General features: G+C 73.3%; 28 protein-coding genes. 8 read left to right on the plus strand and 20 right to left on the minus strand.

The genetic code is table 11. The annotated features are described in order from the left end of the window. Positions 1-16: 16 nt before the first annotated feature. Positions 17-475: a hypothetical protein gene (locus tag ACGH52_RS35895; protein ID WP_059296675.1), complete on the minus strand. Its 459-nt coding sequence runs from the start codon at positions 473-475 to the stop codon at positions 17-19. A gap of 283 nt (positions 476-758) precedes the next feature. Between ACGH52_RS35895 and ACGH52_RS35900 the strand changes: the two genes are divergently transcribed. Continuing rightward, positions 759-1,037, plus strand: a complete 279-nt coding sequence (locus ACGH52_RS35900) for a hypothetical protein (protein ID WP_076972647.1) — start codon at positions 759-761, stop codon at positions 1,035-1,037. A 21-nt stretch (positions 1,038-1,058) separates the two neighbouring features. Here ACGH52_RS35900 and ACGH52_RS35905 read toward each other — a convergent pair whose 3' ends face one another. The 10 genes from ACGH52_RS35905 to ACGH52_RS35950 all read right to left on the minus strand — a co-directional run bounded on the left by ACGH52_RS35905 (position 1,059) and on the right by ACGH52_RS35950 (position 10,589). After that, on the minus strand, positions 1,059-2,321 hold the full coding sequence (locus tag ACGH52_RS35905; protein WP_121702432.1) for an arginine deiminase: 1,263 nt from the start codon (positions 2,319-2,321) through the stop codon (positions 1,059-1,061). A 67-nt stretch (positions 2,322-2,388) separates the two neighbouring features. Beyond that, a complete protein-coding gene (locus ACGH52_RS35910; RefSeq protein WP_121702431.1) occupies positions 2,389-3,843 on the minus strand; it encodes a basic amino acid/polyamine antiporter in 1,455 nt (484 codons plus the stop codon). A gap of 91 nt (positions 3,844-3,934) precedes the next feature. Beyond that, entirely contained in the window at positions 3,935-4,699 is a 765-nt protein-coding gene (locus ACGH52_RS35915; RefSeq protein WP_059296671.1) for a sulfite exporter TauE/SafE family protein, read from the minus strand. 1 nt (position 4,700) lies between these two features. After that, complete coding sequence (locus ACGH52_RS35920) at positions 4,701-5,459, minus strand: GntR family transcriptional regulator (protein ID WP_238696850.1); 759 nt, start codon at positions 5,457-5,459, stop codon at positions 4,701-4,703. A 124-nt stretch (positions 5,460-5,583) separates the two neighbouring features. Then, positions 5,584-6,447 carry a DMT family transporter gene (locus tag ACGH52_RS35925; protein WP_076972643.1) on the minus strand — a complete coding sequence of 288 codons (864 nt, stop codon included), beginning with the start codon at positions 6,445-6,447 and terminating at the stop codon, positions 5,584-5,586. A gap of 66 nt (positions 6,448-6,513) precedes the next feature. After that, positions 6,514-7,356 (minus strand): hypothetical protein, encoded by an 843-nt coding sequence (locus ACGH52_RS35930; protein ID WP_121702706.1) that lies wholly within the window; start codon positions 7,354-7,356, stop codon positions 6,514-6,516. A 154-nt stretch (positions 7,357-7,510) separates the two neighbouring features. Then, entirely contained in the window at positions 7,511-7,849 is a 339-nt protein-coding gene (locus ACGH52_RS35935; protein WP_374103214.1) for an SCO0607 family lipoprotein, read from the minus strand. Between the two features lie 92 nt (positions 7,850-7,941). Further along, the gene (locus tag ACGH52_RS35940) at positions 7,942-8,907 is read right to left on the minus strand and encodes a hypothetical protein (RefSeq protein ID WP_399945564.1); all 966 of its coding nucleotides are present in this window, start codon (positions 8,905-8,907) and stop codon (positions 7,942-7,944) included. Between the two features lie 85 nt (positions 8,908-8,992). After that, complete coding sequence (locus ACGH52_RS35945) at positions 8,993-9,571, minus strand: DUF488 family protein (RefSeq protein WP_374103215.1); 579 nt, start codon at positions 9,569-9,571, stop codon at positions 8,993-8,995. A 79-nt stretch (positions 9,572-9,650) separates the two neighbouring features. Beyond that, positions 9,651-10,589, minus strand: a complete 939-nt coding sequence (locus tag ACGH52_RS35950; protein ID WP_059296664.1) for a GlxA family transcriptional regulator — start codon at positions 10,587-10,589, stop codon at positions 9,651-9,653. A 193-nt stretch (positions 10,590-10,782) separates the two neighbouring features. Between ACGH52_RS35950 and ACGH52_RS35955 the strand changes: the two genes are divergently transcribed. Next, a complete protein-coding gene (locus tag ACGH52_RS35955; protein WP_121702703.1) occupies positions 10,783-11,958 on the plus strand; it encodes a GDSL-type esterase/lipase family protein in 1,176 nt (391 codons plus the stop codon). Positions 11,959-11,985: 27 nt separating this feature from the next. Here ACGH52_RS35955 and ACGH52_RS35960 read toward each other — a convergent pair whose 3' ends face one another. From ACGH52_RS35960 to ACGH52_RS35970, 3 genes are all read right to left on the minus strand, one after another. Further along, positions 11,986-12,687, minus strand: coding sequence for a type 1 glutamine amidotransferase (locus tag ACGH52_RS35960; RefSeq protein ID WP_210976386.1), 702 nt, complete (start codon positions 12,685-12,687; stop codon positions 11,986-11,988). 72 nt (positions 12,688-12,759) lie between these two features. Further along, positions 12,760-14,385: an amidohydrolase gene (locus ACGH52_RS35965; protein WP_121702701.1), complete on the minus strand. Its 1,626-nt coding sequence runs from the start codon at positions 14,383-14,385 to the stop codon at positions 12,760-12,762. 20 nt (positions 14,386-14,405) lie between these two features. Further along, positions 14,406-15,050 (minus strand): TetR/AcrR family transcriptional regulator, encoded by a 645-nt coding sequence (locus ACGH52_RS35970; RefSeq protein WP_210976388.1) that lies wholly within the window; start codon positions 15,048-15,050, stop codon positions 14,406-14,408. 69 nt (positions 15,051-15,119) lie between these two features. Between ACGH52_RS35970 and ACGH52_RS35975 the strand changes: the two genes are divergently transcribed. Next, positions 15,120-16,583, plus strand: a complete 1,464-nt coding sequence (locus ACGH52_RS35975; RefSeq protein ID WP_121702699.1) for a cytosine permease — start codon at positions 15,120-15,122, stop codon at positions 16,581-16,583. 1 nt (position 16,584) lies between these two features. Here ACGH52_RS35975 and femY read toward each other — a convergent pair whose 3' ends face one another. Further along, positions 16,585-17,706: a peptidoglycan bridge formation glycyltransferase FemY gene (gene femY / locus ACGH52_RS35980; protein WP_399945571.1), complete on the minus strand. Its 1,122-nt coding sequence runs from the start codon at positions 17,704-17,706 to the stop codon at positions 16,585-16,587. Between the two features lie 257 nt (positions 17,707-17,963). Between femY and ACGH52_RS35985 the strand changes: the two genes are divergently transcribed. After that, complete coding sequence (locus tag ACGH52_RS35985) at positions 17,964-19,010, plus strand: Ku protein (RefSeq protein WP_121702697.1); 1,047 nt, start codon at positions 17,964-17,966, stop codon at positions 19,008-19,010. Positions 19,011-19,024: 14 nt separating this feature from the next. On the opposite strand, the gene ACGH52_RS35990 is transcribed toward ACGH52_RS35985, so the two are convergent. From ACGH52_RS35990 to ACGH52_RS36000, 3 genes are all read right to left on the minus strand, one after another. After that, the gene (locus tag ACGH52_RS35990) at positions 19,025-19,870 is read right to left on the minus strand and encodes an RNA polymerase sigma factor SigF (RefSeq protein ID WP_121702696.1); all 846 of its coding nucleotides are present in this window, start codon (positions 19,868-19,870) and stop codon (positions 19,025-19,027) included. 127 nt (positions 19,871-19,997) lie between these two features. After that, positions 19,998-20,927: an anti-sigma factor RsbA family regulatory protein gene (locus ACGH52_RS35995; protein ID WP_399945574.1), complete on the minus strand. Its 930-nt coding sequence runs from the start codon at positions 20,925-20,927 to the stop codon at positions 19,998-20,000. Next, entirely contained in the window at positions 20,924-21,277 is a 354-nt protein-coding gene (locus ACGH52_RS36000) for a hypothetical protein (RefSeq protein ID WP_059296654.1), read from the minus strand. Before ACGH52_RS36000 ends, ACGH52_RS35995 begins: the two co-directional genes overlap by 4 nt. Before the next feature lie 171 nt (positions 21,278-21,448). On the opposite strand from ACGH52_RS36000, the gene ACGH52_RS36005 reads away from it, so the two are divergent. After that, on the plus strand, positions 21,449-21,805 hold the full coding sequence (locus ACGH52_RS36005; RefSeq protein WP_076972629.1) for a PRC-barrel domain-containing protein: 357 nt from the start codon (positions 21,449-21,451) through the stop codon (positions 21,803-21,805). 62 nt (positions 21,806-21,867) lie between these two features. Here the strand turns inward: ACGH52_RS36005 and ACGH52_RS36010 are convergent, their stop codons facing one another. Beyond that, on the minus strand, positions 21,868-22,431 hold the full coding sequence (locus tag ACGH52_RS36010; RefSeq protein WP_399945579.1) for a Dps family protein: 564 nt from the start codon (positions 22,429-22,431) through the stop codon (positions 21,868-21,870). Positions 22,432-22,525: 94 nt separating this feature from the next. Further along, the gene (locus ACGH52_RS36015; protein WP_171986980.1) at positions 22,526-23,131 is read right to left on the minus strand and encodes a flavodoxin family protein; all 606 of its coding nucleotides are present in this window, start codon (positions 23,129-23,131) and stop codon (positions 22,526-22,528) included. Positions 23,132-23,175: 44 nt separating this feature from the next. On the opposite strand from ACGH52_RS36015, the gene ACGH52_RS36020 reads away from it, so the two are divergent. From ACGH52_RS36020 to ACGH52_RS36030, 3 genes are all read left to right on the plus strand, one after another. Further along, positions 23,176-23,916 (plus strand): bifunctional 2-polyprenyl-6-hydroxyphenol methylase/3-demethylubiquinol 3-O-methyltransferase UbiG, encoded by a 741-nt coding sequence (locus ACGH52_RS36020; RefSeq protein ID WP_121702693.1) that lies wholly within the window; start codon positions 23,176-23,178, stop codon positions 23,914-23,916. A gap of 106 nt (positions 23,917-24,022) precedes the next feature. Continuing rightward, complete coding sequence (locus ACGH52_RS36025; protein WP_399945583.1) at positions 24,023-24,814, plus strand: hypothetical protein; 792 nt, start codon at positions 24,023-24,025, stop codon at positions 24,812-24,814. Positions 24,815-24,985: 171 nt separating this feature from the next. Then, a complete protein-coding gene (locus ACGH52_RS36030; protein ID WP_121702692.1) occupies positions 24,986-25,708 on the plus strand; it encodes an FAD binding domain-containing protein in 723 nt (240 codons plus the stop codon). Positions 25,709-25,723: the final 15 nt, after the last annotated feature.

Consider the following 25,723-nt stretch of genomic DNA (forward strand, 5'->3'; position numbering starts at 1 on the left):
CGGACCGGTCAGCCGGTCAGCCGGGCAAGGGGTAGGTCACCGTGCGGGGGGACCCGTCCGGCCTGCCGTCGGTGTAGGTGAGGGTGATCCGGGTGAAGTGCGGCTGGCCCGTGCCCTGCTCCCCGCCCGTCGGCATGTCGAGCCGCACGGTCACCGGGTAGGAGTGGAAGGCGCCCGCGGCGCAGTACGGGTCGCAGTCGTTGACGGCGTTGGTGCCCCGGCCCACGGCGGCCTGGGGGTCCCAGCGGAACCAGCGCAGGGACACCAGGCGGCTGTTGCCGTCCCCGCAGGCGAGCACGTACGCCGCGGGCCCGATCTGCGGCTGCCCGGAGCAGTCGACCAGCACCGGGTCCTGCGTCTGCTGGGTCCGCGCCGCGGGCTGTGCCGACGGTGCGGCGGAGGCCGTGCCCAGGGGTACTGCGAGCGCGGCGGCGGCACAGAGTGTGACCGCTGCCCTCATCGGGTTCCTGCCCATGTCTGCTCCCGCCGTCTCGGGGTCGCTTGTCTCCGCTTTCCCCTTTCTCCGTTCCGACCGTACGACCGTGTCCGTGAACGCACCACTCGTACGGAGCAGCGCCCGGCGACCCTGAGGCGTCGACCCGCGCGCCGGCCGGGCCGTCCGGTTCGTGCGACAAGAGGCCGATTGCATCTCCCGTGTGGTCCTCGCGGCCACCCGCAACCGCCGTCCGCGCCCGGGAGTCTCATGCCGTCAAGAACGGCGACCCGACCGGGCGCCCCCTCACGTGGAGGACCGCGGTATGCACCCGACGACTGCTCCGACCGCCGCCCCGACGCACTCGCACGCCCGCGACACGGGCGACTACCTGCTCCGGCCGCCGGACCCCGCCCGGCGCGTCCCCTGCCGCGTCGACCCCGTCGACCTGCGCCGCCTCGACCTGCTCGCCCTGCTGACCGCCGCCGGCATCGCGCCCTCGGCCGGGGACCGGGCCGCCATCGAGCAGCTCAGCGTGCTCCCCGGCAGTGTGCACACGGCACTGCACCGGTGGCTGGAGCAGGCGTACGGGTTCTGCCGCTGAGGCGCGACGAGGCGGCCGGGGTCAGAAGTCGACGGGGTCACGCACCAGTGGACACGTCATGCAGTGCCCGCCACCGCGGCCCCGGCCCAGTTCCGCGCCCACGATGGTGACGACCTCCACCCGGGCCTCGCGCAGCAGCGCGTTGGTAAGGGTGTTGCGGTCGTAGGTGAACACCACGCCCGGTTCCACCGCGACGGCGTTGTTGCCGCTGTCCCACTGCTGGCGCTCGGAGGCGTAGGCGTCGCCGCCGGTCTCCACCACCCGCAGCTTGGCCAGCCCGAGCGCCTTGGCGACGACGTCGACGAAGGGCGTCGTGCCCTCGTCCACGACGTCGAAGCCGGGGGCCCGGTCGCCGGGGCGCAGCGAGAAGGTGTGCACCGCGTCCATGATGCGGGGGTAGAGGGTCACCACGTCGCGGTCGGCGAAGGTGAAGACCGTGTCCAGGTGCATGGCGGACCGCAGCTTCGGCATCCCCGCGACGACGACGTGCTCGGCGGCGCCGGCGCGGAACAGCGCGGCGGCGACCTGGGTGATGGCCTGCCGCGAGGTGCGCTCGCTCATGCCCATGAGGACGACCCCGTTGCCCACCGGCATGATGTCGCCGCCCTCGAAGGTGGCCTCTCCCCAGTCGCGCTCGGGGTCGCCCCACCACACCGTCGAGCCCCGGAAGTCGGGGTGGAAGGTGTAGATCGCCTTCATCAGCAGTGTCTCGTCGTGCCGCGCGGACCAGTACAGCGGGTTGAGGGTGAGTCCGCCGTACAGCCAGCAGGTGGTGTCGCGCGTGTACAGGGTGTTGGGCAGCGGGGGCATCAGGTACTCGCGGGCGCCGGTGGACTCGCGGGCCAGCGCGAGGTGCGGGGAGCGGAAGTCCTCGGGCAGGTCACTGGTGGCGAGCCCGCCGACGAGGTACTCGGCGAGTTCCCTCGGCGAGAGGCTCTCCAGATAGGCGCGGGTCGCGTCGATGAGGCCGATGCCGACCTGGTTGGCGACGATCTTGCGGTCCAGGAGCCATGCCTTGGCCTCGGGAATCGCCATGATCTGCGCCAGCAGGTCGTGCAGCTCCACCACCTCCACCCCGCGCCGGCGCAGTTCACCCACGAAGGCGGCGTGGTCGCGCTGGGCGTTCTCCACCCACATGACGTCGTCGAAGAGCAACTCGTCGGAGTTGGTGGGGGTCAGCCGCCGGTGCGCGAGGCCGGGGGAGCACACCAGGACCTTGCGCAGCCTGCCGACCTCGGAATGGACGCCGAGCGCGGGCCTGGCGGCGCTCTCGTTGCTGGTCACACGGCCTCCTTGAGGGATATGGGACGAGGCGGGGATGACGGACGGGGAAGACCGGCGGGGGAACGGCTCACAGGCTGATCCACCCCGCCACCAGGGCGACGAGACCGAGCACCGCGCCGGTCACGGAGACGGCCAGGACGACGAGTTCCCCGGGCGAGAACAGCCGACGGCCCTGCTCGCGGCGGGCCATCACGAACAGGACGGTCGCCGGGGCGTAGACGACGAAGGACACCAGGACGAACTTCAGCCCCGCCGCGTACAGCAGGAAGGCGGTGTACAGCGTGGCGACGACCCCGACGACCAACTCGCGCCGCGAGGTGCGGCCGCCCTCGGTCAGCGGGTCCTCCCGGCTGCCGATCCGCACCGCGAAGGCCGCCGCCAGCAGATACGGGATCAGGGAGAGGGCGCTGGTCAGGTTGAGCGCGAAGTCGAAGGCGTCGCTGGAGAAACTGGTGGCGATCAGCACCACCTGGGTGAGCAGCGAGGACATCAGCAGCGCAGGCACCGGCACGTCGGCGGCGTTGGCCCGGCGCAGGAAGCGCGGCATGTCGTCGTCCTTGGCCGCGACGAAGAGCACCTCCGCCGCCATCAGCGTCCAGGCCAGATAGGCGCCCAGGACCGACACGATCAGACCGACGCTGATGAACACCCGGCCCCAGGTGCCGACGGCCGCTTCCAGGACGCCCGCCATGGACGGCTGGCGCAGGTCGGCGATCTCGGCCATCGGCAGGATGCCGTACGACACGATGGTCACCGACGCGAAGACGGCGAAGACGCTGAGGAAGCCGAGCAACGTCGCCCGGCCCACGTCGGACCGGCGCCGGGCGTGCCGGGAATAGACGCTGGCGCCCTCGACGCCGAGGAACACGAAGACGGTCGCCAGCATGGTGCCGCGCACCTGCGAGAACAGGGAGCCGGCGTAGTCGGCGCCGCCGAAGTTGTCCGCGAAGACGCCCGGTTCGAAGTACACCAGGGCCAGGACGACGAAGAAGACGATGGGGACGAGCTTGGCCACCGTGACGATCCGGTTGATGGCCGTCGCTTCCTTCACCCCGCGCCGGATCAGCCAGAAGAACGCCCACAGCCCGGCGGAGGACAGCACGACCGCCACGGCGGTGTCCCCGTCGCCCAGGGCCGGCCACACCGACCCGACGGTCGACATGATCAGCACCCAGTAGGTCACGTTGCCCACACACGAACTGGCCCAGTAGCCGAAGGCGGCGAAGAAGCCCAGGTACTCGCCGAAGCCCGCCTTGGCGTACGCGTACACACCGGCGTCGAGGTCGGGTCTGCGCACCGCGAGGGACTGGAAGACGAAGGCCAGCGTCAGCATGCCGGTGCCGGCGATCGCCCAGGCGATCAGCGCGCCCGCGACGCCGGTCTCCTCGGCGAAGCGCGCCGGCAGTGAGAACACCCCGGCGCCCACCATCGAACCGACCACCATGGCGGTCAGGGTGAACAGACCCACCTTCGCGGTGGGCGGGTCCGCGCTGTCGACGTCGGAAGCAGCGGCCTGCGACATGCCGTCCCTCCGGATGGCCGATCGATTGGGACCACTGTGCAACATGTGGTGGCTTGGGGCATCTTGTTCGTGTCGTGCGCCGTACGGCCGGTCAGCCGTGCAGGGCGAGGTACGGGGCCAGCGCCAGCAGCGTCGCGATCAGGGCGAACTTCAGATGGCGCGTGGGCAGCGCGTGGGCGATCCGCCAGCCCAGCAGCACCCCCGCCAGCTCGGGCACGCCGACCAGCACCGCCAGCGGCCAGTCGACGGCCCCCTGGGCCAGGTACCCCACCGTGCCCACCCCGGCGATGACGACGGACTGCGCCTGCGCCGCGGCGAGGGACTCCAGCACGGGCACGCCCAGGGCCACCAGCAGGGGGACGGTCAGCATCGGTCCGCCGATGCCGACGATCCCGGCCGCCACGGCCACCGCGCCGCCCAGCCCCGCCACCACCGCCGTCGACGGGTGCGCCCGCGGGGCGGCCGGACGGCGACGCTCGCGGAACCACACCAGGCCCGCCACCCCCGCCACGAACACGCCGAGCACCAGCCCGAACATCCGCTTGGACACATAGGAGTTGACCAGGACGCCGAGCGGGGTACCGGCGACCGCGCTCACCGCCAGGACCAGCGCCGTGTGCCGGGTCCCCGGCTCGCGCAGCTGCCCGGAGCGGGTGTAGGCGGCGGTCGCGAGGACCCCGGTGGCGACATGGGTGACGATGGCCGTCCCGGCCACCTCCGCCGGCGTCAGGCCGGTGAGGGCGAACAGACCGATGGTGGGCAGCACCCCGCCCGGTCCGACGGCGGTGATGCCCACCCCGCCGAGCAGGCCCAGCAGCCCCAGCGCCACCAGCACGGGCACACTCGCACCGGTCATCTCAGGCCTCCTCCGAGGTGGCCCGCGGCCCGCCCCGGTGGAGGGTGGCGCGCAGGGTCATCCGGTCCGCGCGGACCCGGATCGACTCCACGTCCACCGGCCGGCCGTCCGCCAGCCGGGTCAGCCGCTCCAGGGCGAACACCGCCGCCCCCGGCTCGATCCCCAGCAGCCCTGCCGTGCCCGGGTCCGCGTTCACCGCGTGCACGGCCACCTCGGCCCGCCCGAGCCGGACACCGGCGGCCTCCTCGATCAGGCCGAACACATCACGGTCCCGCAGGTCACCGGCGAGCACGGCACGGCCGACGTCCTCGGTCAGGTAACTGGTGTCCAGCGACAACGGCAGCCCGTCCAGCCACCGCAGCCGCTCCACGTACACACCGCCCGCCCCGGCCGGCAGCTCCAGACGGGCGGCGATCGCGGCGGGCAGCACCGGCACCTCGGCGGCGACCCGCACCTCGTTGGTCACGGTGCCGCGCCCGGTCAGCTCTTCGGCCAGCCCGGTCAGCCGATCGAGGCCGTGCCCGTACTTCGGCAGCAGCACCGTGGTGCCGATCCCGCGCCGCCGGGTGATCAGACCCTCCTCGCGCAACAGGGCCAGGGCGTCCCGCACGGCGTTGCGCGAGGCACCGAACCGGCGGCCCAGATCCCGCTCGTCGGGCAGCGTGCCGTCGGCGAAGGCACCGTCCGTGATCTGCTGCCGCAGTACGTCGGCCAACTGCCGGGCCCGCTCGGCGCGCGGGCGTCCCCCGTGGTGGTCCATGCCGCTCACGGTAACCCTCACGATGTTCGCCGAAGTTACGCCACCCCTGTTGACCTGCGAAAACGCCTGACCTGCGGGTTCGCGGGGGAGTGTGGCGCACTTCGCCACCCGGTCCGCGGCACGCTCACCGCGCGGTGCGCAGATCCACGCCGCGCCGGGCCAGGTGCAGCACCCCCACGACGACCAGCGCCACCCCGAGCAGCTGCGGCACGACCCACCAGTCGCCCCGTACGTCCTCCCGGTACAGGACCACGCCGAGCAGGAGGCTCACCGCCGCGTCGCCCAGCGTGAGGGCGGGCTGGGAGGCGACGAGCGGACCGCCCTGCATGGCGTGCTCCAGCAGGAGCACGGCACACACCCCGGCCACCGCGAAGCCGTAGGTCTGCCAGGCGGTGAAGAAGCCGGCCAGGCCGTCGGTGTCCAGGACGCGCGTGGAGTCCTTCATCAGTCCGGCCGTCAGCGCGTAGCACACCGCCGTGGCCGCGCCGAGGCAGCCGGCACGGGCCTTGCCGACGGGACGCTTCAGACCGGCGGCGGCCAGCAGTACGGCCGCCCCGGCACAGGCCGCCAGCGCCGGCACCCAGCGGTCCAGGGGCACATCGGCCTCACCGCCGTCCGGCGCGGCGGAGGCCAGCGCGACACCGAGCCCCACGACCACCCCGCCGACGGCGAGCCACAAACCCTCCGGCAGCCGGTTGCCGGTCAGCAGCGAGGCCAGCAGCAGGGCCAGCGGAAGCTCCAGCACGAACAGGGGCTGTACGAGTGACAGCGGCCCCGTCGCCAGGGCGACCGCCTGCCCCGCACCGGCCACCACGACGGCCAGCATGCCGCCGAGCCACACGGGGCGCCGCAACAGGTCGAGGACGAGTCCGGGGCGGAACCCCTGGGACTGCGGCACGCTCAGCGCGGCGCGCCGCTGGAGCACGGTGGCCAGCGCGTTGCTGAAGGCGGCGAGGAGTGCGAAGAGTACCGGCAGGACAACACCCATTCACCGATACTCACCCCGATCTCCCCCGGCCGCGCGCCGCGTCACGTCCGGGGTGCCGGGAGTCGCTCAGTTGCCGCTCGGGGCGGGAGCCTCGGTCGCCGGGTCCTGCTTCCGCTCGGGCGCGGCGGCCTCGGTGGCGGTGTAGTAGACCGAGGTGCCCTGCTTGGTGCGCTGGGCCTGGTTCTTGGCGACGAGCCCCTCCAGCGTGGTGCGCACGACCGTGGTCTTGACGGCGCGTCCGGAGTGGGCCTCGCTCAGCGCCGTGGTGACCTCGGCGGCGGACCGCGGTTCCCGCTGCCCGGCGAGGTGCTCGCGCACCAGCTCCACCAGCGTCGGCCGGCCGGCGTCCCGTGCCGCCGCCTTCTTCGCCGCGGGCTTCCCGGCGGTCTTGGCGGCCGACTTGGCGGGTGCCTTGTCGGTCGTGCTGCCGGCCGTCTGGGCGGGTGCCTTGTCCGTCGTCTCGGTGGACTTCGTGGCGGTCGACCGGGTGGCCTTCTTCGTCGTCGGCTTCGAGGCCGTCTTGGCACCCGGCTTCGAGGCCGTCTTGGCGCCCGGCTTCGAGGCCGCGGCGCGCTTGGGCGCGGCGGTGGCCTTCTTGCTCCGGGTCGACTTGCCCGCGGCCGACCGCGAGGCGGCGCCCCCACGCGGAGCGGGCACCGTGGCCGCCCCGGCCGCGGCGGCGGGCTCCTGCGCGGGAGCGGACTGCGGCGGCGAGGTGATGCCGAGGGCCTGCTGCATGTTCACCAGCAGGGCGTGGTCGTGCTGCAGCGCGGCCAGTTGCTGCTGGAGAGCGGTGATCTCCGCGCTGACACGTTCCTGCTCCTTGACGTTGCGCTCCAGGTCGTCGGTCACCTGGACGCTGTACTGCGACGCCAGTTCCGTGGCGGACTGCATCGTGCTCTCGGACATGGTGTGGACTCTCCTTGGTTCGCGGCCGTGAAGGCTGACGCACAGCCCTCAGTTGCTGACCTGTTCGCTGCCGAGTCGGTATACCACGTATGGCTGCCGTCGTGGTATGTGCCGCCGCAACTCAGTGCGTGTGTTCGGACCATGGAGAGGGCGGTCACCCGGCCGCGGGCACCTCCACGATCTTCCCGTGCTCGTCGACGGTATGTGTCTGCCAGTAGGTGTCCCACTTGTCGCCGACGTGTTCCGGGACCTTGCCCTCGGGGTAGCGGGTGTAACCCTTTGGCGGCTCCTCGCCGTTGGGCACACATGCGCTGCCCGTGTCACCGATGGTCAGGACCGGGTACTCACCGCCGCCGCAACTGGCCTCCTCCATGGAACAGCCGGTCAGCACCGCGGCGGCGGCCGCACAGGCCAGGACGAGACCGAGGACGGGCCGCCCGGTGCGGACGGCGGGCGTGGCCGACGGTCGGTGAAGCGGGTGAGTGGTACGCACGGTTGACTCCCTGGGGGGTGACTGGTGCGGCAAGCGTCCCCCGGCGGGGGGACGCACCTCATGAGTACGAGTACTCAATCGGACGAGCCGTATTACCTGTCTCGACCGGCCGGACGGTCCACCCGGCGTGCGCTCGCCCGGGCCTCCCGCTCGGCCCCCGCGACGGCGTCCGCGGCCGTACGCTCCCGCTCCTCGGCCTCCCGCCGTTCCCCTTCGGCCCGTTCGAGGTCCTCGTGTGCCGCGCGCAGCCGCTCCTCGGCGGCGGCCACCGTCTCGCGGACCCGGCCCAGTTCGTCGTCGGCCCGGCGCAGCGACTCCTGCGCGTCGGCCTGCACGGCGCGGGCGTCGCGCAGGTGCCGTTCGGCGCGCTCGGCCTCCTGTTCGGCCCGCTCCCGTTCTTCTCGCCGTTCGCGGCGCCGCTCGGCGAGTTCGTCCTTCGCCCGGGTGCCGGACGCGGTGCGGGGGGACTTCGGGCGTGCGCTCGCCCGGGGTCCGGTCCGGGCGGGTTCCGGTGGAGCGGTGCCCGAGGGAAAGGCCGAGGGGAAGGCCGAGGGCGGGGTCAGGGAGGTCTCCAGGCGTCCCCCGGCCCACCGGTCGGCCGCGTCCGGGTCCGCGAGCACCGCGCGCAGCGTCGACTCGACCTCCCGCTGCGCCGTCGGGCTGAGCCGCTGCCCGGCCTCGCGGGCGAGCTGTGCGGCCTGCTGGGAGAGGACGGCGACGATGTGTCGGCGCTGCGCCGAGAGGTCCTTGAGCCCGGCGGCGTCCAGGGTGCGGTGCGCCTCGCGCAGCGCCTGCCCCAGCTCCAGGAACCGCCGGGTCTCCTCCGGCCGGGAGCGGGTCAGCAGATTCGCCGCCCACGCGGCGAGCGTGGGCCGGCGGGCGGCGTGGATGCGGCGGGCGTCCTCCTTGCGGCCGGCCGTTCTGGCGGCCGCGGCGCGTTCCTCACGGCGGGGGACGAAGGCGGACGGAGGCGTGGCGTACAGCTCGTCCAGGACCTGCTCGACCGCTTCCGCGTCCTGGCCGTCCGGGTCCCGGCGACGCCCGCCCTTGCGCTGCATGGTCTTCGCCCTCCGTCCTCCGTCGTCCGCCTTCCGTCCTGTTGCCGACCGCGAGCCGCCGGGGTGGCCCCGGCGGCGGCGCGGCCTACTTCGCCGCCGCCTCCAGGTCGTCGTAGACGAGCAGGCCGTCCGAGCGCAGCCGGGCGCCCGGAGTGGGGGAGTGGGCCGTCAGCCGGCCGTCGTGCATGAGGTGGTGCGCCGGGGTGTCGCGGGCCAGCACGGCGAAGTCGGCGACGAGGCGCCGGTGGCAGCGCCACCACACCGCCTCGCCGCACATGACCGCGGTGCGCTCGCGGGCCGCCCCGGCCAGCAACTCGTCCATCGCGGCGACGAACTCCGGCGACCGTGTGTGCCCGGCGTACGCGCGGAAGGACGCGTTGCGCCAGACGACGTCGGGCGAGTCGGGCGCCGGTTTGCGGAACCCGCCCAGCCGCCGCTCCCACCGGTAGCCGAGGCCCTCCTCCGGCATCCACTCGGCCAGCCGGTCCCGCAACAGGTCGGGGTCGCGGCGGCTGCCGGGGGCGGTCCTGACGTCGACCACGCGGGTGACACCGGCGCCGCGCAGCAGTCCGGCCAGCTCCGCGCGGCCCGCGGTGCCGTGGCCGAACGTGACCAGGTGGGGCTGCGTCATGTCGTCACCGGTCCCCACGCTGCCTGCGCCCATGCCCTCTGTCTACGGTCACCCGGGCGGCCACGCGACCCGAAGGAGGCCCACCCGGGGCGCGGTGCCGGGCCGCCGGCCGTCAGCCGAAGGCCCGCCGGTAGGCGTTCGGGCTGACTCCGGTGGTGCGCTTGAAGCGGTCGCGGAAGGCCGTCGGCGAGCCGAAGCCGACCTGGGCGGCGATGCGTTCCACGGAGTGCTCGGTCGTCTCCAGCAGGTGTTGCGCCTGCCGCACCCGGGCACGGTGCAGCCACTGCAACGGAGTGCTGCCGGTCTGCTCCCGGAAGCGGCGGATCAGCGTCCGGGTGCTCATCCCGGCGTGGGCGGCGATGTCGGCGAGCGAGAGGTCGCGGGCCAGGTTCTCCCGCAGCCAGGTGAGCAGGGGTTCGAGGGCGGAACCGCGGGGCACGGGGGTGTAGTCGTGGTCGATGAACTGCGCCTGGCCACCTTCCCGTTCGAGCGGCATCACCGACAGCCGGGCGGCGTGCGCGGCGACCGCCGAACCGTAGTCGCGCCGGATCATGTGCAGGCACAGGTCCAGGCCCGCGGCGGCGCCGGCCGAGGTGAGGATGCGGCCGTTGTCGACGTACAGGACGTCCGGGTCGACGTCGACGTCCGGATGGGCGGCGGCGAGGGCTTTCGCGGCGGCCCAGTGGGTGGTGGCCCGCAGCCCGTCCAGCAGTCCGGTGGCGGCCAGCGGGAAGGTGCCGGAGCAGATCGAGGCGATCCGGGTGCCGCTGTCGGCGGCCGTGCGCAGCGCGTCGCGGACGGCGGGGGAGAGCGGCTCGGTGGCGGCGGCCGTACCGGGCACGATGATGGTGTCCGCCTCCCGCAGCCCGTCCAGTCCCCAGGGCGCGCGCAGCGTGAACGCGCCGGCGTCGATCTCGGGGCGCTCGGCGCACACCCGGATCCGGTAGCCGGGACGGCCGTCGGGGAGCCGGGTACGGGTGAACACCTCGATGGGGGTGGACAGGTCGAACGGGATCACCCGGTCCAGGGCGAGAACGGCGACGGTGTGCATGGCCGGAACGTACCTCCTCGCCGGACGGTCACCGTCGGCCGTGGCGTTTTCCCGTGGGAAACCGTCACTTCTGCCACGGGAAGCCGGGCCGCGTTTCCTGTCACATCAAGTTATTTGCCTAATGAAGTTAGGCGTGTGCACAATCGGCGTCGGGGAAAGCCGTACAGCCAGCCGCACCACCGCCGGAGGCGACATGCACACCACGGACGACTGGATCACCACGCCCATCACCGGGAACCTCCTGCGGGGCGCGCTCGACCTGGAGCGCACCGAGCGCGGCCTGCTGCCCCACCGGCTGCCCGCCCGGGCCCGCGCGCAGAACAACGACGGACAGCTGGCCATGGCCGAGTCCCAGCCCTCCGGCGTACGCCTGGCCCTGCGCACCCGCGCCACCGTCCTCGAACTGGACACCCTGCCCACCAAGCGGGTCTACGCCGGTGTCCCGCCACTCCCGGACGGTGTGTACGACCTGCGCGTCGACGGCCGTCCGGCGGGCCGGGGCAGTGTCCCGGGCGGCAACACCCTGACCATCGACATGACCGCCGGCACGGCGGCCGTCGAGCCCGGTCCGGTCGGCACCCTCCGCTTCGCGGACCTGCCCGAGGGCAGCAAGGACATCGAGATCTGGCTGCCGCACAACGAGACCACCGAACTCGTCGCCCTGCGCACCGACGCCCCCGTCGAGCCCGCCCCGGACCCCGGCCGACGGGTCTGGCTGCACCACGGCAGCTCGATCAGCCACGGCTCCGACGCCGCGAGCCCCACCACCACCTGGCCCGCCCTCGCCGCCTCCCTCGGCGGCGTGGAGCTGATCAACCTGGGCCTGGGCGGCAGCGCCCTGCTCGACCCGTTCACCGCACGGGCGATGCGTGACACGCCCGCCGACCTGATCAGCGTGAAGATCGGCATCAACGTGGTCAACGCCGACCTCATGCGCCTACGGGCCTTCGGCCCCGCCGTGCACGGCTTCCTCGACACCGTCCGGGAGGGCCACCCCACCGCCCCGCTGCTGGTCGTCTCGCCGATCCTGTGCCCCGTGCACGAGGACACCCCAGGTCCCCTCGCCCCCGACTTCTCCGGCATCGCCGAGGGCCGCCTCCGGTTCGTCGCCACGGGCGACCCGGCGGAGCGCGCGAGCGGAAAGCTGACCCTGAACGTCATCCGGGACGAGCTGTCCCGAATCGTCACCCAACGGGCCGCCGACGACGAGAACCTGTACTACCTCGACGGCCGCGAACTCTACGGACAGGCCGACGCGGCGGACCTGCCCCTGCCGGACAACATCCACCCGGACGCCGCCACCCACCGCCTCATCGGCGAACGCTTCGCCAAGCTGGCCTTCGCCGACCGAGGAGCCTTCAGCGGCTGAACGCGGCCGAACCTCACGCGCCGGTGCTCACGACCCGACGACGACCGCGGCGAAGCGACCGGCCACCTCGCGCCAGACCGCCTCGGCCGCGGGCTCGTCGCGTTCCGCCCGGCGCGAGAGTTCGACCGGGTCCAGCCCCCGGGCCCGGAGCCGGTCGGCGTCCCACGACCTGACCCGGTCCGCCCCCGCCTCGGGGTGGAACTGCACGCCCCAGGCCCGCTCACCGACCCGGAACGCCTGGTACGGGCACCGCTCGCTCGACATGAGCCATGCCGCGCCGGGCGGCAGGGCGGTCACGGCGTCCTGGTGGTGCTCGACCGCCGTCACCCGCTCCGGCAGCCCCGCGAAGAGCGGATCGGCACCGGCCTCGGGCCGCACGGTCAACGGCGTGCTGCCGAACTCCGGTTCACCGTGCTCACCCCGCACCGTGCCACCGGCGACCTGGGCGAGGAGCTGTCCGCCCAGGCAGATCCCGAAGACCGGGGCACCCCGCTCCACCGCCTCGGCGACCAGGGCCCGGGTGGGTGCGAGCCAGGGGGCGCGCTCGTCGTCGTCGGGCAGGTAGCCACCGCCGAGCACCAGCACGCCGTCGTGCTCCCCGCGCCGGGGGAGGGGCGCACCGGCGTACGCGTGCACCACGTCCAGTGCCACCCCCTCCGCGACCAGCCAGTCACCGAACCGGCCCGCCCCACCACCCCGATGGTTCTGCACCACCAAGAGCCGCGCCATCTCCCCACCCCGCTTCACCTCGTACGGACCGGCCTCACCGCACGGGACGCGGCGGGCCGTCCGCCCACCGTGTCACAGACTCGCCGCCCGATGCGTCGGCGCACCGCCGAGGACGGTCAACAGCACCGGTACGTCGGCGAGTTCGGTGGACGGCACGGTGAGCGGGTCGGCGCCGAGGACCGTCAGGTCGGCCCGGTGGCCCACGGCGATCCGACCGGCCTCGTGCTCCTCGCCCGCCGCGTAGGCGGCGTTGACGGTCATGCCGCGCAGTGCCTCCGCCGCCGTCAGCGCCTGCTCCGGGCCGTGCGGGTCCCGGCTCAGATCGCGCGTCGGCCGACGGTGGCGGGCGCCCGCCATGACGCCGAGCGGCGGGTACGGCGCGATGGGCCAGTCGGAGCCGAGGACCACGACGGCACCCGAGTCGTGCAGGTCGCGGCAGCGCCAGGCCCGCGAGGCGCGGGGCTCGCCCAGCCGCCGGGACCAGTTGTCGGTGTGGTCGGCGCGGGTGAAGTCGCAGCAGTGCGTGGGCTGCATGGACGCCACGACACCCAGCTCGGCGAACCGGCGCAGGGTGTCGTCCGGGACGGTCTCGATGTGCTCGACCCGGTGCCGCGGCCCGGGGCCGCCCTCGGCCCGGGCCTTCTCCACGGCGTCGAGGACGTGCCGTACGGCCGCGTCGCCGATCGCGTGGGTGGCGGTGGGCACCCCCGCCCGGTGCAGCACGCCGACGATCCGCGTGTACTCCTCGGGGTCCGGCCAGAAGGCGTGCCGGGACTCGCCGTGGCAGTCCGGCTGCTCCAGCCACGCGGTGCCGTTGTCGACGGTCCCGTCCATGAAGATCTTGACCCCGGCGGTCCGCCACAGCCGGCCGCCCACGCCCTGCTGTGCGACGAGCGCGCGCACCCCCTCCGCGTCGGTGCCCGGCTGGCACCAGGGAGCCACCCGCAGCCGCAGCGGCAGCCGCCCGGCCTCGTCCAGCTCGGTGAAGAAGGCGAGGCTGTCGCCGTTCGCGTCCATCACGTGGCCGCCGGTCAGTCCGGAGGCGGCCATGGCGCGCAGGGCCGCGGCGAGCCGGTCACGCCGCTCCTCGCGGGTGGGCCGCGGGGCGGCGCGCTCCACCAGGTCGCAGGCGGCGTCCTCCAGCAGCAGCCCGGTCGGCCTGCCGTCCGCGTCGCACACCACCTCGGCCGTCGCCTGGTCGAAGGTGCGCGGCCCGTCCACCCCCGCGAGTTCGAGCGCGCGCCGACTGGCCAGCATCGAGTGCGCGTCGAAGAGCAGCAGCAGCGCCGGCACGCCCTCCAGCACGGCGTCGAAGGGCGCCACCTCGACCGGACGGCCGGCGAAGACGTTGGGGTCCAGCCCCCAGCCGTGCAGCCACCCGCCCCGGGGGAGGTCGCGCACCGCCCCGGCCAGCGCCCCGCGCACCTGGTCGAGGTCGCCGCAGCCGGACAGGTCGAGGCCGTGGGTCAGCTCGGCGCCCGTGACGGGATGGACGTGGCCGTCGACCAGACCGGGGGTCACCACGGCGCCGCCCAGGTCGATCACCGTGGTCGAGGTGTCCGCGAGGGCCCGGATCTCCCGGTCGTCACCGAGGGCGGCGATCCGGCCGTCGGCCGCGGCCAGCGCGGTCTGCGGCAGGAGGGCGCCGGTGGCCGGATCGAGCAGCCGGGCCGAGAGCAGGATGAGAGAGGTACGCACGGTCGCTCCTTGGAAGCGGGTCAGTTCGGGGCGGTGGCGGCCGTCAGGGTGCCCGCGGGCAGGCCGAGTTCGCGCTCCGCGGTGAGGGCCGGCATCAGCCGGACCTCGGGCGGGTCGTCGGCGGTGTCGACGCTGTTGACGAGCATGCCGAGACCGTCGAGGACGACCAGGATCCGGACGGCGGCCAGCAGCGGGTCCTCGGTGCGGAACTCGCCCCGCTCGACGCCGTCGCGGATGACCGTCTCGAGCCGGTCGCGCCACGCGGCCTCCTGGACGGCGACACGGTCGCGCAGCGGAGGCCGGTAGCGGCTCAGGTGCCGGGCGTTGAGCCAGAGACGGCTGATGTCGTCGAACCCGGGACCGGCCGCCCGGGCGAAGAACCGGGCCAGCTGCCGCGTCGGCGTGGCTCCGGCCCGGTCGGCCGGGAGCAGTTCGTCGAGTTCCGAGGCGGCCGCGTCGCCGTACGCCTCGGCCACCAGATCCTCCACCGCGGGGAAGTAGTGGCTGATCAGTCCGGGGCGGACGTCCAGCTCCTCGGCGATCCGCCGGAGGGTGATGCACTCCAGTCCCTCGGTCAGTGCGACGGAGGACGCTGCGGCAACGATTTCCGCACGTCTGGCCGCTGGATCTTTGCGGATTCGCTTGTTCGAGATGCTTGACGGCATGGAATCGATGCTATTGAGTGTGCGACCAACAAGCAAGCAGGTGGGCCACCAGCACCCCGGAGGAGCCTCATGGCGTCCACGATCCCCGACCCGCAACCCGGCACCGGCGCCCCGCGCGGGGAGGACCCGCCGCCCCGGACCGCGTCGGACCGGGCGAGCCGGGTCGAGGCCCACGGCATCGACCACATCCCCGAGCACGAACGGCGTGGGCGCCCCCGGCAGCTCTTCTCCGTCTGGGCAGCGGCCAACGTCAACTACCTGAACCTGGTGACCGGCGGCGCCCTCATCCTCATGGGCCTGACCCCGTGGCAGGCGCTGGCGGTGATCGTGGTGGGCAACCTCTTCTGGCTGCTCACCGGACTGCTCGCCGTATCCGGTCCGGCGGCCGGCGCGCCGAGCGAGGTCATCACGCGGGCCATGTACGGGGTGCGCGGCAACCGCGTGAACAACGCGATCGTGGGCTGGCTGATCTCCGTCTGCTACTTCGCGCTCAACCTCGCCGCCGCCGCGACCGCCGCCTTCGCCCTCGTGGACATGGCCGGCATCACCGTGAACACCGGCGTCAAGGTCGTCGTGGTGATCGTCGTGGCCGCCCTCACCCTGACCATCGGCGTCTACGGCCACGCCATGATCATGAAGCTCTACCTGCCGATCACGCTGACCCTGACGGCCGCCTTCGCCGTCGTCGCCGTCGGCGTCCTCGGGCACGCCGACTTCTCGTACGTTCCGGCCGAGCCGCTCACCGGCCACGAGCTGTGGGCGGTCCTCGTCGCCGGTGTCACCCTCATCGGGTCCGGCCCTCTGTCGTACACGACCAGTGCCGACTTCTCCCGCTACCTGCCCCGCACCACGTCCGCCAGGGCGATCGTCGGCTGGACCGCGCTCGGTGGCTTCCTGCCGGGTGTCGTCGTCTGCTTCCTCGGCGCCCTCGCCGCGACCGCCGTCGACATGACGGACCCCCAGGCGGGCCTGCGGCAGATCCTGCCCGGCTGGTTCGGCCCGGTGCTCCTGCTCGCCCTGGTCCTCGGCACCGTCGCCATCAACGCCCTGACCGCCTACAGCGCGGGCCTCGCCCTCCAGGCCGTCGGCATCCGCATCCGCCGCTCCCGCAGCGTGCTCGCCGACGGCACCGCGGCCGTCGCCCTCACCCTGTACGGACTGCTCGTCTCCGACTTCCTCGACACCGTCAGCAACGTCCTCCAGCTGACCGTGGTCCTCCTCGGCCCCGCCATGGCCGTCTACGCCACCGACATCGTGCTGCGCCGAGGCCGGTACGACGGCCGGGCCCTCATGGACGAGACACGTGACGGCCCGTTCTGGTACACCGCCGGCGTCAACCCGGCCGGCGCACTGGCCCTGGGCGGGGGCGTCGTCGTGGCCGCCCTCAGCGTCGACACCCTCTACGCCGGTCCGGTCGCCCGCGCGCTGGGCGGCATCGACCTCTCCCTGCCGGCCGGCATGGTGGTGGCCTCGGCGCTCTACGCGGTCCTGGCACGCGGCGCGAGGGCGGGGGCGGCGACGCCCTCGGCCTGACTCAGCGGCGTGCCAGGTACAGGGACACGGCCTTGTGCAGCACCCTGTTCAGCGGATAGTCCCACTCGCCGAGGTACTCGACGGCCTGCCCGCCCGCGCCGACCTTGAACCGGAGCAGTCCCAGCAGATGGTTGTCCTCGTCCAGGGTGTCGGTGATGCCGCGGAAGTCGTAGACGGCGGCGCCCAGTTCCCGGGCGTCGCACATCATCCGCCACTGGAGGGCGTTGTTGGGCTGCACCTCGCGCCTGCGGCTGGTGGACGCGCCGTAGGAGTACCAGACGTGTTCGCCGACCGTCAGCATCGTGGCCGCGGCGAGCACCTCACCGTCGTGATGGGCGAGGTACAGGCGCATGCGGTCCGGGTCCTCGGCCGTCAGCGCCTGCCACATGCGCCGGAAGTAGGCGAGGGGACGCGGCACGAACCGGTCCCGGCGCGCGGTCTCCACGTACAGCTCGTAGAAGGTGGGCAGGTCCTCCTCGTCGCCCCGGACGACCTTGACGCCGGCCTTCTCGGCCTTCTTGATGTTGCGCCGCCACTGCTGGTTGAAGCCGTTGTGCAGCTGCTCCAGCGACCGCCCGGCGAGCGGCACCTGGCACACGTGGCGAGGCTGGCCCGCGGCGAAGCCGTCCTCGCCGCCGGGCTCGGTGCGCCGCCAGCCCATCCGGCGCAGCCGCTCGGCGAGGTCGTCGGCCCCGGGCTCGCGCACCGTCGGCTCCACGTCGCCCAGCCGCCGGGCCCCCGGGTCGGCGATCGCCGCCTTGACCGCGTCGGCGCTCCAGCGCCGCGCCACCACCGGCGGCCCCATCCGCACCGTGAACGCGCCGCGCGCCCTCAGGTGCGCGAGCATCGGCTCCAGCCACCGCTCCAGACCGTCCGTCGTCCAGTCGATGACCGGGCCCTCGGGCAGATAGGCCAGGTACCGCTTCAGCCGCGGCAGCGGCCGCAGCAGCACCAGTCCGGCGCCCACCAGCTCTCTGCCCTCGTCGAACCAGCCGAGGCTCTCCGCCCGCCAGTCCGGCTTCACGTCGCCCCAGGAGGGGACTTGGAGGTGGCTCACGGAAGGCCGGGCCGTGACGAAGCGCAGATGCTCCTCGCGGGTGATCGGCTGCAGACGACAGCTCATGGGGCGTCCCTCTGTTCGGCTCGGTGCAGTGCGACTGTGCGGCGGTGCGGCGGGGAGACGGCCGAGCGGCGGAGGCGTCCGCCGTGCCGCACACCTCACAGGGAACAACGACGGCGGCCGTTCCGCGCGCTGTCGCCCGGCCGCCCACCCGTGTGCCGCGCCCGGCGCGCGGGGCCGTGGGCCGGATGGCAGCGTGGCAGGGCCGGGCGGCGCGGGCGGGCCGGACGGAGCCGACGGAGCGGACGGAGCGGACGGTCATGGCACGGGCGATCTGGACGGGCGTGATCACCTTCGGGCTGGTCTCGGTGCCCGTCGGTCTGTTCACGGCGACCGAGGACCACACGGTCCACTTCCACCAGTTGCAGCGCGGCACCTCGGACCGGATCCGCAACCGGCGGGTCAACGAGCGCACCGGCAAGGAGGTCGGCGCCGACGACATCGTCAAGGGATACGAGGTGGGCGAGGGCGAGTACGTCGTCGTGGAGCCCGAGGAACTCGACGAGATCGCGCCGGGACGCTCCCGCACCCTCGAGATCACCGACTTCGTGGACCTGGACCGGATCGAGCCGGTCTACTTCGGCCGCACCTACTACATCGCCCCGCGCGGCAAGGAGTACCTCAAGGTCTACGAACTCCTGCGCACCGCCCTCGCCGAGACCGGCAAGGCGGGTGTCGCCACGTTCGTCATGCGCAACCGGCAGTACCTGACCGCCCTGCGCGCCGAGGACCGGGTCCTGCTGCTCCAGACGCTGCACTGGGCCGACGAGGTCCGCGACCCCGTCAAGGAACTTCCGGAACTGCCGTCGGACCGGGTGGGCCGGGGCAAGGAGCTGGACATGGCGCTGCGTCTCGTCGACGCCCTCAGCGGCGACTGGGAGCCCGCCCGCTATCACGACACCTACCAGGAGAAGGTCCGCGAGCTGGTCCGGGCCAAGGCCGGGGGCGAGGAGGTCGCCGTCGCCGAGGAGGCGCCGGAGGCCACCAACGTCGTCGACCTGATGGAGGTCCTGCGCGGCAGCCTGGAACAGGCGAAGGGCGGTAAGGGCGGCGGCGACACGGGCGACAAGAAGCCGTCCGCACCGAGGAAGAAGACCGCCGAACCGCCGAAGAGGGCCACCGGGTCCGCCCGCCGGCCGGCACCCGCCCGGGACGAGCTGCGGGAGCTGAGCAAGGCCGAGCTCTACCAGCGGGCCACCGAGCAGGACATCGCCGGACGCTCGAAGATGAGCCGCCAGCAACTCGTCGACGCGCTCAGCGACAGCAAAGGCCGCGGTCGCCGGAAGAAGAGGACGACCGCGGCCTGAGGCCGGGGGACCGCTCAGGCGGTGCTGAGCATGCCCTCGCGCAGGCGGGTCAGCAGGCGGGAGATGAGCCGGGAGACGTGCATCTGGGAGACGCCCAGGCGCTCGCCGATGTCCTTCTGGGTGAGTTCCTCGACGAACCGCCAGTGGATGATCTGCCGGTCGCGCTCGTCCAGCTCGGCGATCATCGGGGCCAGGGCGTGGAAGTCGTCCACCAGCGCCAGGGCGGCGTCGTCGGCACCGATGAAGTCCGCGAGCGCCGACTCGCCGTCCTCACTGCCGTTGATGGCCGCGTCCAGGGAGGAGGAGTTGTAGCCGTTGGCCGCGAGACGGGCCTCGACGACCTCGTCCTCGGGCAGGCTCATCAGCTCCGACAGCTCCTGGGTGGTGGGGTTGCGGCCCAGCCGGCTGCGCAGTTCCTCGGTGGCTCGGGCCAGCTGCACGCGGGCCTCCTGGAGGCGGCGGGGCACGTGCACCGCCCACGAGGTGTCCCGGAAGAACCGCTTGATCTCGCCGACGATGTAGGGCACGGCGAAGGAGGTGAACTCGACCTCGCGGGTCAGCTCGAACCGGTCGATGGCCTTGATCAGACCGATCATGCCGACCTGGACGATGTCCTCCATCTCCTCCGGCCCGCGGCTGCGGAACCGGCCGGCCGCGAAGCGGACCAGGGACATGTTCATCTCGATCAGCGTGTTGCGCGCGTACTGGTACTCGGGCGTGCCCTCCTCCAGGACCGCCAGCTGCTCGAAGAACAGCTTCGACAACTCCCGCGCGTCCCTGGGCGCCACCTTGGACGGGTCCGCGATCTCCGGCATCTCCGTCGCGGTGTGCTCGGTGGCCTGTGCGGTCGTCGTCGTCATGATGTGCCCTCCCGGTGGATCGGTCGTCGTGTCACCCAGTCGGCCGACGACCGGTCGCCTACCCCGGGTCATGCCTCGCACACCTGGTGGATTGCCGAAATCTCCGCGAGAAGTCCGCAACGGTGCCTCAGACGCCCAGGTAGAAGCGCACCGTGGTGCCCTCGTCGGTCGTGTGAACCCGCACCAGATCGGCGACGTAGTGGACCAGCAGGAGACCGCGGCCGCCGATCTGTCCGTGCTCCGGAGGCCGCCGGCCGACGAGCGGATCCGTGAGCCGGCCCGCGTCGCGCACCTCGCACACGACCTGTCCCGAATCGGCCCAGACCGCGACCGTTCCGCCGCCGCCACCGTGGACCACGCTGTTGGTGATCAGCTCGGACACCGCCAGTTCCGCGTCCTGCAACCGCTGCCCGGTCAGCCCGAGCGAGGCGGCCCGGTCGACCGCGAAGCGGCGCGCCTCGGGCAGTTCCCCGGACCCGAAGGCCAGGGCGTCGGCGCCGGGAGCGCGTCCGAGCGGCTCGTTGTAGCGGTCGACGACCGCGCGCCAGTCGTACCTCTCGCTGACCCGCTCACTGCCTCCGGCGATGACCGTCGGGTGGGTGATCAGGGCGTCGGCCAGGACGTCCGCGGTCAGCCGGGTCTCGTCGTACGGGCACAGGATCGTCGCGGGGCGGTCCGCGAAGGCCGCGTTGATCAGCGCCTCGTGCTGGGCGCACGCCGGGTACTCCACGGCGCTGCGCCCGGCCCAGACCGGCTCGCCGACGATCCGCACCCGGACGCGTGCGTGCGCGTCGGCGAACGCCCTCAGCACGCCCGGGATGATCCGCCCGGGGTTGCGCCCGGCCTCGGTCATGTCCAGGAAGGTGACGTCCCGCGCGTCCGTGCCGAGTCCTGCCCGGACCAGCTCCAGGTTGGGGCCGGGCACGGCCACCGCCACCGGTTCGCCCGCGGCCAGCCCCTCCCGTACGAACGCCACCATGTGGTCGGTGTACTCGGCCGCCGAGCGGTAGAACAGCGCCGGATGGACGAATGTCCCCTCGGTGGTTGCCGTGCTCATCGTGGCGCCACCTCGATCCGGTGCAGGGACGGCCAGAACAGTTCCAGTACTCGCGGCAGTTGCGGCGGCGGCCGTTCCACCACGACCCGTCCGACGGGCAGGTTCAGGGCCGTGACGGCCAGCGCCGTCACCCCGGCCACGTCGACGAACCGCACCCCGGACAGTTCCACGTAGGACACGTCCGTGTGCCGGCGGGACAGGTCGGTCAGGGCGTTCTCCCAGGAGAGCCGGGTACTCACGTTGATCTCACCACTGGCCCGGATGCCGGGCCGGCCGGGCAACGGCTCCACGTCCAGCAGGGCACCGCTCCCGGCGCGGGCCGGACCGCCCTTGGCACCTGTGCCATCCACACTCGATCCCCTTCGGAACTCCACCGGGCACTCGCGGGAGCCCGGGCGCTTCTCCCGGCCAGGCAGCCTATCCCGAGCGGGCGCCCTACGCCGGTGAGGGGACAATCAGGCGACAGCCGGGCGAAGTGGGGAACAAGACACTGAGCGCGTCCTCGGAAGGGAAGACTGGGCATGTTCGAAGCGGAAAACATTCGTGACTGGCGCGGCCTAGATGTCGTTGACTACGACGGCCGCAAGATCGGCACCCTGGAGTCCATCTATTTCGACACCCTCACCGACCGGCCCGCGTTCGCCACGGTCACGATCGGTCTGCCGACCCGTCGGCGACTCGTCTTCGTGCCGGTGGACAAGGCCACCGTCGCACCGGCCCACCTGAAGGTGACCTACGACAAGTCGCTGGTCAAGGACGCGCCCGGGATCGACCCGGACGGTGAGTTGGCCGCCGAGGACGAGGGCGCGGTCTTCGCCCACTACCACCTGCCCTACGAGCAGGGCAGTCGCGGCGAACGCCGCCTCGGCCGGCGCTGACCCCGGGGGTGGTGTCCCGGCCGCGCGGCCGGGACACCACCGTGCGCGTCCGTGCGGCCGGGCTACGCGATTTCCGCGCCGCGCGCCGCCCCTTCCGTCTCGGACGTGGCGCTGCCGGTGGCCAGGGTCCCGCCGGCGCTCTCCAGGTGCGCCCGCACGAACCACTGGAACTGCTCCAGGTCCCTGAGCTGACCGATCAGAAGGTCCTCCGTGGCCGTGTCGATCTTGCCGGCCTCCTCGACGGCCGCGCGCATCCCCTCGACCACGCCGGTGTACACCACGTCGAGCGCGCCGAGATGGGCGATGGCGTCCGCCCGCCCGATGGAGTAGTCGTCCCACTTGCGCTCGGCCACCAGCGCCCCGGGCGTGCCCTGCGCCACCCCGCCGAGCGCGGCGATGCGCTCGGCGATGTCGTCGGCCATCTCGCGCACCTGGTCGACCTGCGGGTCGATCATCTCGTGGACCGCGATGAAGTGCGGACCCACCACGTTCCAGTGCACGTGCTTGAGGGTCAGGTGCAGGTCGTTGAGGGCGTGCAGGCGCAGCCGCAGCACACCGATGAGCCGTCCGGCGGCCTCGCGCTCGATGCCGGGGACCGTGTACTTCGGGGTCAGGTCGTGCGTCATGGCGGACGTCAGCTCCTCATGCGTTTCGTACGTCGTTGCTCGTGCACGAATGCCCCGTATCGGCTCGGGCAGACATGCGTGGTCGATCTCCCGATCAGGACGGCGGGGCGGGGAGCGGCAGCGCGCCGAGCGCGCGCGCCGCGTGCACCAGGTTGGAGGCCATGGCCCGGCCGGTGGAGACCGACCAGTCGTGGCCGCGCTCGTCGTCGAGGAAGTCCGGACCCGGACCGGGGCCGAGGTGCCAGTAGGTCCAGGCCTGGCCGGGGATGGTGTAGCCGATGTCCGCGAGCCCGCCGCTGATCTCGCTGATGACGTGGTGGGCGCCGTCCTCGTTGCCGGTGACCAGGACTCCGGCGACCCGGTTGTAGGCGACCGGGCGGTCCTCGTCGTCGGTCTCGCCGAGCATGGCGTCCATGCGTTCCAGGACCCGCTGGGCGACGGAGGAGGGGCGGCCGAGCCAGGTCGGCGACGCGATGACGAGGATCTGGGAGGCCAGCAGCTTCTCGTGCACGCCCGGCCAGTCGTCCCCGTCGCCCATGTCGGTCTCGACCCCCGGTTTGATGTTCAGGTCGACGGCCCGTACGACGTCCACCTCCGCCCCGTGGCCCTTGAGCGCCGCGATGACCGTGGCGGCGAGCGCCTCCGTGTTCGACGGCTGGGGGGAGGGTTTGAGGGTGCAGTTGATCACGAGTGCGCGCATGCCTACCCGTGTTCCCCGGCGGGAGCGGCGCTATCGTCGGCCGTATGGCTGACGAGTGCTTCCGGCATCCGCGGCTCGCCGCGCTCTACGACGTGTTCGAAACCGACCGCGGCGACCTCGTCCCGTATCTGCGCATGGCCGACGAGTTCGGCGCGCGCAGCGTGCTGGACATCGGCTGCGGAACAGGGGTGTTCGCCCTGCTGCTGGCCGACCGCGGCCTCGACGTCGTCGGTGTCGACCCCGCGGGGGCCAGTCTCGACGTGGCCCGCGCCAGGCCGGGCGCCGACCGGGTGCGCTGGATCGAGGGCGACGCCGGCTCGCTCCCGGCGCTCGGCGTCGACCTCGCGACCATGACGGCGAACGTCGCCCAGGCGATCACCGACCGGCCCTCCTGGCAGAGCACGCTGCGCGGCGCGTACGAGGCCCTGCGGCCCGGCGGGCACCTGGTGTTCGAGACCCGGGACCCGGCCCGGCGCGCCTGGCAGGAGTGGACCCGCGAGCACACCCACCAGGTCACGGAGGTCCCCGGTACGGGCACCGTCGAGAGCTGGTGCCGACTGCTGGACGTGAGCGGTCCGCTGGTCACCTTCCGGTGGACCTACGTCTTCGGCGCGGACGGCGCCGTGCTGACCTCCGACTCGACGCTGCGCTTCCGGGAGCGCGAGGAGGTGGCGGCCGACCTGGCCGAACAGGGCTACCTGGTCCAGGAGGTGCGCGGGGCCCCCGACCGGGAGGGGCGGGAGTTCGTCTTCGTCGCGAGGCGTCCGGGTGCGGACGGACGCTGACGCCGCGCGCACCGGAGTAAACCCCGGGAACCGGCAGCCGACACCGCCCCCTCACTGCCCGGCCGCCCCCATGACGCGGCCCCCTCCGGGCGCCCATCCTCACCGCATGGCCCGTTTCCAGCACACCGTGACCCTCGTCCCCGTACCCCGCCGCTGGTGGGAGACGTGTGTGGCCACGCTCCACGACCTCGCGCAGGACACGGCGGCCGAGGGAGCGCGGCTTCGGCTGCCCGACGGACGTCCGCTGCCCGGCCTGCGGCTGGTGCGGGGGCGGCATCTGCGGCCGGGCGCGCAGTACCGGCCCGTGCACGACGAGGACGGGGAGCCGGACGCGGACCGGTGCCTCACCGTCCTCTCCTGGGACCGCCGCCGGGAGACGGCGCTGGAGGTCGTCACCCTCGACGACGACCCGGTCCATCCCGCCCGGCTGGTCTGCGCCCTCGGGCTCACGAGCGCCGAACGGCCCCGGGAGGCGTGGCTGTCGGCGTCGCTGCACCCGAGCGGCGGCGAGCGGGCGAAGCACCTCGCGGGCACCGGACGTCTGCGTCTCGACCTCGACGGTTGGTGGCAGGCGACGAGCCCCGGCCGCCACCCCTCCCGCGCCCCCCTCAGCGGGACCCTGACGCACGCGCTCGCCCACGTCTCGGTGACGGTCGTGCCCCGCCTCGCCCCCGACGGACGCTGGCGGGTGACCGTGCGGGCACGGGTCAGGGGCCGCTCCGTCGTCCGCCCGCTGCTGCCGCTGGCCACGGCCGTGCTGGGGCGCCGCGCCCGGCGGGCCTGGGCCGAAGCCCTGGAGCGCGCGGCGGCGGCATGGAACGCGCAGGTTCCCGAACTGGTCCGCAAGGACGGCGAGCGGCTGGGCGCCGAACTGGCCGACGCGCTCCTCGGTCCGTGAGACGGCGGCCGGGCCCGCGCACGCGCCTCGGCGCGTGGAGGGCGCACGCGAGAAATGAGTGAGCCCTGTACGCGCCCCCTTGACGGTACGGACAATCCCAGTGACCGTGATCACCCGGCGGAAGACGCGGTGTCGTCCGGCCGCCGACTCCCGGGAAGCAGGTCGATCGCCATGCTGTTGCGTCAGCCCACGACCGTGACCGAAGCGCAGGAGTGCCTGGCGCAGGGCGCGGTGCCCATCGGCGGGGCCACGCTCGTCTGGGCCACCTGGCAACGCGACGGCTTCCCGGAACTGGCCATGTCGCTGCGCGGGCTGCCGGAGGCGACCGCCGTCGAAGCCGAGTCACTGGGCGCGGCCGTGGTGCTGCACCGCATGGACGACCGGGTGCCGGAGGTACTGCGCCGGGCGGCGGGCTCGGTCGGCACCGGAGCCGTGCGCCGGGCGGCCACGGTCGGCGGCAACCTCGTCGGCAGCAGTCTGCGCTGCCTGTTGCCCGCGGCCCTCGTCCTGGACGCCCGTGCCACGGTGCTGGGCCCGGACCGGCCCTACGAGACCGATCTGGCCGAGGTCATGGCCAAGCGTCACCTGCTGCTCGGCCTGCGCTGGCGTACGCCGGTGGCCAGCGGCTACCGCAAGCAGCCCGCCGAAGCCGGCGGCCCGCCGCCCCTGGTGGTCGCCACCGCCGTGCACGCCGACGGTGAGGGCCGGCACCGGCTGCGGGTCGCCGTCCGAGACGGCTACGACGTGCTCAGCGAGAGCGCCGGGTGCGACGCGGGCGCCGACGAGACCCTCGACGCCCTGGAGCGGACGGACATCGGCGCCCTCCCGGCCGGGGCCCGCGACGTGGTGCGCGAGCAGGTCGCCGACATCCTGGGCCCCCTCGCCGGCCGCTGAACCCGGCGGCCGGCG

Source organism: Streptomyces sp. BBFR25 (assembly GCF_044590125.1).
Lineage (GTDB): Bacteria > Actinomycetota > Actinomycetes > Streptomycetales > Streptomycetaceae > Streptomyces > Streptomyces canus_D.